The organism is Streptomyces fuscigenes, assembly GCF_021556455.1.
Classification (GTDB): Bacteria; Actinomycetota; Actinomycetes; order Streptomycetales; family Streptomycetaceae; genus Streptomyces; species Streptomyces fuscigenes.
The window spans coordinates 1-4799 of the sequence record NZ_JAKGCV010000418.1 but is presented as its reverse complement, the minus strand read 5'-3'; the positions used below and the strand labels follow the sequence as shown (position 1 = coordinate 4799).

Here is a 4799-nt window from a genome sequence, read left to right as displayed (position 1 = left end):
GAGCCCCGGCCGGCGACCGGCCGGGGCTCCCGGTGGGCCCGCACGCCGCGTGTCAGGCGGCGATGTCGTGCACCGGCGCGGCTGCCGCGCTGCCCGCCGCGGAGTCCACGGGCCGGACCTCAAGGGCGTGCACCACGCGCTCCGTGCTCAGCTCGTGCGCCGTCAGGTCGGCGAGGGCCGCCGCGACGAAGGCCGCTCCCGCGGCGAACACGAGCCAGACCAGAGTGCCGCCGCCGAAGACCAGGGACGCGACGAGCGACCACAGGCCGAGCGCCGCGAGCACGCCGTGGCCGGCCTTCGCGGCGGGGCGCCGGGCGAGGACGAGGCCGGCGAGCGCGGCGACGGTCACGGCCGTCGACACCCCGAAGCCCAGCCATCCGGCGACGGGAGCGGTGAAGGTCATCGCGGAGACGGCCAGGAAGCCGCCGGCGAGGACGCCGAACGTGTTGAGCGCGAAGCGAGGGCTGAGAGCCATCGGTGAAGCACCTCCTCGGCACCGCTGCTGCGCGGTACCACTGTGCACATCCAAGGAAGTGGGTCGTCACGGGGCGTTGTTCGGGCGCCGGGGGCGGCTCGCTGCCTCCGGCATCGAACCGAAGGCGTTCATCCACAACCGCGGGCACCCCTCGCGCATGCCCTGATCCTGCCTTCACTTCTGTGCTCTGCGTCACACCCCCGACGGCCCCTGGCCGGGTGCCGGCACGGCGGCGACTTCAGGCCCGGCCGCACCCCTTCGGCGGGGCGGTGCCCGCGCCGTGACGGGGTGTCGGACGTCCGGACGGGGCGCCCCGCCCGGACCGCGTCCGGCGGAGCCGCGCTCCGGCGGGACGCGTCCCGCCGGCTCCCCCTGCCCGCGGCGGCCGGCCGTCATACCCTTCAGGTATCAGGCCGCGGCAGAAGGCCCGGGAGGCGCGGATGGACATGGATCTCAGGAAGCTGCGGTACTTCGTGGCGGTGGCCGAGGAGCTGCACTTCGGCCGTGCGGCCGAGCGCCTGCACATCGCGCAGCCCGTCCTGTCGCGCCAGATCCGCGCGCTGGAGGCCGACCTGCGGGCCGAGCTGTTCCGGCGGGACAGGCGGTCCACGGAGCTGACGCCGGCGGGCCGCCAACTGCTGGAGGACGCCCCGCCGCTGCTGGCCTCCGCGCAGGCGGCGCGCCGCCGGGTGGCCGGCGCGGCGGACGCGGTGGCGCGGTTCGGTGTCGGCTTCATGCCCGGGGTGCGGGTCGGCGCGGCCGTGCGCGCCCTGACCGGGCGCCACCCCGGCCTCACGGTCGACGTCGTGCGCACGTACTGGGACGAGCAGGCGCGCATCGTGCTCGACGGCCGCGTCGACGTCTGCTTCGTGCGCGTCCCGGTCGACCGGCGCGGCCTTCGCCTGCGGACCCTGTTCGAGGAGCCGCGGGTGGCGGTGCTGCCGGCGGACCACCGCCTCGCGGGAAAGGCGTCGGTGGGCATCGCCGACCTGGCGGACGAGTACCTGCTCCAGGACCCCGACGCGGTGCCCGAGTGGCGCGACCTCCCGCACCACGCCGAGGCCCCGCCGGGCGGCCCCCCGCGGGTGGAGACCGTGGAGGAGAAGCTCGAGTACGTGGCGGCCCGCGCGGGACTCGTCGTCCTGCCGCTGTCCGCGGCCGCGTTCCACGCCCGTGACGATGTCGTCCGCCTCCCGGTCCACGACATCCCGCCGACCCGGGTGCAGCTCGCCTGGAGCGCGGCCCGCAACACCCCCCTGATCGAGGAGTTCGCGGATCTCGCGGGTGCCTGCTACGGCTCGTGAGGCGGCGCGTCCCGCCCCCGGGCGGCGTGGCGGTCCCGGCCCGAGGACGGCGCTCCCGCTCACGCGCCCAGCGGGTCTCCCCGCCCGGCGGTGGCGGCCGCCGCTCGGTCGTAGCGCTTCACGAGCCACCGTCGCAGGGGTACGACGGCGATCCACCAGTACTCCGCGACGTTCGGTGAGATCAGCGCCAGCGGCACCGACGTCGCGAACACCGCGGCGACGGCCCCGGACACCAGCATCGAACCGGTGAGGAGGTCGCGCGGCACATCCGCGTGGCACAGGTCCGGCCGCAGGCGAAGGCGTGCCGACATGACGGCGAGGAGCAGCGCGGCGACCGCGATCGTGGCCGCGTAGAGCGAGGTGGCGACCGGGCTGCCGTGGTAACTGCTGACGACCCGGGTCGGGAACGGCAGGGCGGCGACGATGCCGAGGAGCGCCAGGTCGAGTTGGAGCAGGGTGCCGTCCAGCCGCTTCACCATGCTGAACAGCCTGTGGTGCGACAGCCACAGGGCACCGACGACCAGGAAGCTGAGGGCATATCCGGCGACCGAGGGCAGTGCTTCCTCGAGGGCGTGGGCGAGCCGCCCCGACGGCAGGCCCTCGGGGACGCCCATTTCGAGGGCGAGCAGCGTGATGGCGATGGCGAAAACGGCGTCCGCGAAGGCCCGCATCCGTTCGACATCGATCCCGTGCAGCGATTTCACAGTTCAGACTCCTGGTTGGCTTCCCGCGCCGGGGCGCGTCCATACGCCGGGGCAGAATATGAGGCGGGTGCCGGCGAAAGAATGGCGATCGGCCACGCTTTCCGCGTCCCGCGCTGTGGCTCTCCCACAGTTCTCGCGCGGTGGATTTCCGTAAGCGGTGCGGCTCCCGAAGCAGCGCGGCTTCCGAAGCGGTGCGGTTTCCGAAACGGTCCGGCTGCCGAAGCGGTCCGGTTTCCGAAGCGGTCCGGTTTCCGAAGCGGTGCGGTTTCGGGAAGCAGCGGGTTCCGATCTCGCGGACCCCGGAATCCGGGGTTCGGAATCCGCGCGGCGCCCGCGCCTGGCCCGTTTCCCCGCAGGGCGGGATCCGCCTCCCCGTGCGGATGTTAATGTCATCCACATGGAGCGGAGAGGGGCGGGAAAGCGCCGTTACCACCACGGAGCTTTGAGGGAATCCCTGGTCGAAGAGGCGCAGCGGCTTCTCGCCGAAAAGGGGACCGCGGGATTCAGCATGCACGAACTCGCGCGCCGCGTCGGCGTCAGCGCGGCCGCCCCCTACCGGCACTTCGAGAGCCGCGGCGCCCTGCTCGGCGCGGTGGCGGCGCGCGGGTACGAACGGCTGCTGCTGATGCTGGGGGAGTCCCTGGGCGAGGGGGACGACCCGGTGCACGACCTCAAGCTGTTCGGCCTCTGCTACATGCGCTTCGCGGAAGAGTCGCCGGAGCTGTTCGAGGTGATGTTCACCGACCGCGGGCGGGGGCGGGCCGACGAGGCCCAGCGGGCCTCCTTCGCGCCGATGACCGGTCTCGTGGCACAGGCCCAGCAGGCCGGCGGCATGCCCGCCTCCGTCCCCGCCGAGCAGATCGCGCGGTTCCTGTGGGCGGCCGCCCACGGCCTGACCCTGCTGCACCTCGGCGGGGGATTCGCCGCCGTCGGACTGGACGGCACGGCGGAGGCGCTCGTCGACTCGGCCTGGTCGGCGCTGCTCGCGCAGCCGCCAGGAAGGGGCGGCCCGGCCGTCTGATGTGCGGCGCGGCGGAACGATCCGCGCCCCGGCTCCCGCCCCGTCCGGATCGGCCCGGCCGCGTGTCTCCCGCGCGCCGCGCCCCGGCTCCCGCCCCGCCCGGCCGCCAATCTCCCGCGCGCCGCGCCCCCGCCGCCGGGCCCCGCGCGTCTCCCGCCGGCTTCCCGAACCCGAGCCCGAGCCCCCCGACCGGCCGCGGAGCACGGGGGCGGGCTACTCTCCTGGGCCTCGTCAGGTTCCAGCCAAGGAGAGCCATGCCGTTTCCCCAGTTGCCCCCGCCCGCGCCGGCCGGGGCCCTGCTCGTGTGCGCCTGCTACGAGGACGGCACGCCCCTGTGGGGCCGGCTGATCGAGGAGCTGGACGGCCGCCGCGAGGGCGACGTGCTCGACCTCGGAGCCACAGGAGTGCGGCTGCGGCTCGCCGAGGACGCCGGCTGGACCCACGTGCAGGGCGGGAACCTGCCCGCGCTGCTGCCCGCCGGCGAGACCGCGCCCGTCGCCGTCGTGGCGGACATATCGGTCGTGTACGGCGGGGCCGGGCCGCTGCTCGTGGACCTGGCGGTCGTGCCGGGCCGGTGCGTGCGCGTCCCCTCCGACCGGGCCGCGGAGGTCCTCGCCGCCGTCCTGGGCGGGAAGCTCGGCTTCGAGGACCTGGTGGCGGACGCAGACCTCTACGGCATGTACCAGGGCGACGGCGGCCGGCCCGCCGACCCCGTACCGGCTCCGCCGTCGCGCCGCTCCTTCCCCGCGCTGCCGGCGGAGGAGCTCAGCCTGCTGGTACGGACGTCCTTCGAGGACGACGAGGGATGGCGCGCCCTGCTCGACGAGCTGGGGGGCGTCGACGAGGACGGACGGCTCAACGCCGAGATCGACTTCGACGACGTCGACGTGGACGAGTTCCCGCTGCAGGCCCTCGTCGTCGACGACCCGGCCTTCGAGGGCCTGCTCCCCGGCGAGGTCCCGGCGCTGGTCCCGCCGGGGGAGACCACGCTCGTCGCGCTCGCCGGCGCCCGGACCTTCTCCGCGCCGGGACGCCCCCTGGCCGCCGTGGACCTCCACGACGTCCCGGGCAACGCGGCGGTGCTGCCGGGCCGGATGGTGGGGTCGATGGTCTGCAACCTCGACCTGGCCAACATGGACTTCACCGACTTCGTCACGCCGGAGGGCGTGGATCCCTGGTGGGGGGAGTGAGCGGCGCGGCACCGCAGGCGGCGGGCTGACCGGGGCGGCGCCCCGCACGCCCCGCACCCCGCAGGCCGCATCCCGCGGGTCCGCCACGGCCCGCCACGGCCCGCG

General features: G+C 75.1%; 5 protein-coding genes. 3 read left to right on the top strand and 2 right to left on the bottom strand.

The genetic code is table 11. The annotated features are described in order from the left end of the window. Positions 1-52: 52 nt before the first annotated feature. Positions 53-475, bottom strand: a complete 423-nt coding sequence (locus L1885_RS23705; protein WP_235799205.1) for a hypothetical protein — start codon at positions 473-475, stop codon at positions 53-55. A 446-nt stretch (positions 476-921) separates the two neighbouring features. Between L1885_RS23705 and L1885_RS23700 the strand changes: the two genes are divergently transcribed. Next, complete coding sequence (locus L1885_RS23700; protein ID WP_308117384.1) at positions 922-1779, top strand: LysR family transcriptional regulator; 858 nt, start codon at positions 922-924, stop codon at positions 1777-1779. Between the two features lie 59 nt (positions 1780-1838). Here L1885_RS23700 and L1885_RS23695 read toward each other — a convergent pair whose 3' ends face one another. Then, positions 1839-2483 (bottom strand): TMEM175 family protein, encoded by a 645-nt coding sequence (locus tag L1885_RS23695; protein WP_235799203.1) that lies wholly within the window; start codon positions 2481-2483, stop codon positions 1839-1841. 442 nt (positions 2484-2925) lie between these two features. Here L1885_RS23695 and L1885_RS23690 point away from each other — a divergent pair, with 442 nt between their 5' ends. Together L1885_RS23690 and L1885_RS23685 are read left to right on the top strand one after the other, a co-directional pair. Further along, a complete protein-coding gene (locus L1885_RS23690; protein ID WP_235799202.1) occupies positions 2926-3504 on the top strand; it encodes a TetR/AcrR family transcriptional regulator in 579 nt (192 codons plus the stop codon). A gap of 254 nt (positions 3505-3758) precedes the next feature. After that, positions 3759-4694: a DUF6924 domain-containing protein gene (locus L1885_RS23685; protein ID WP_235799201.1), complete on the top strand. Its 936-nt coding sequence runs from the start codon at positions 3759-3761 to the stop codon at positions 4692-4694. Positions 4695-4799 lie beyond the last annotated feature (105 nt).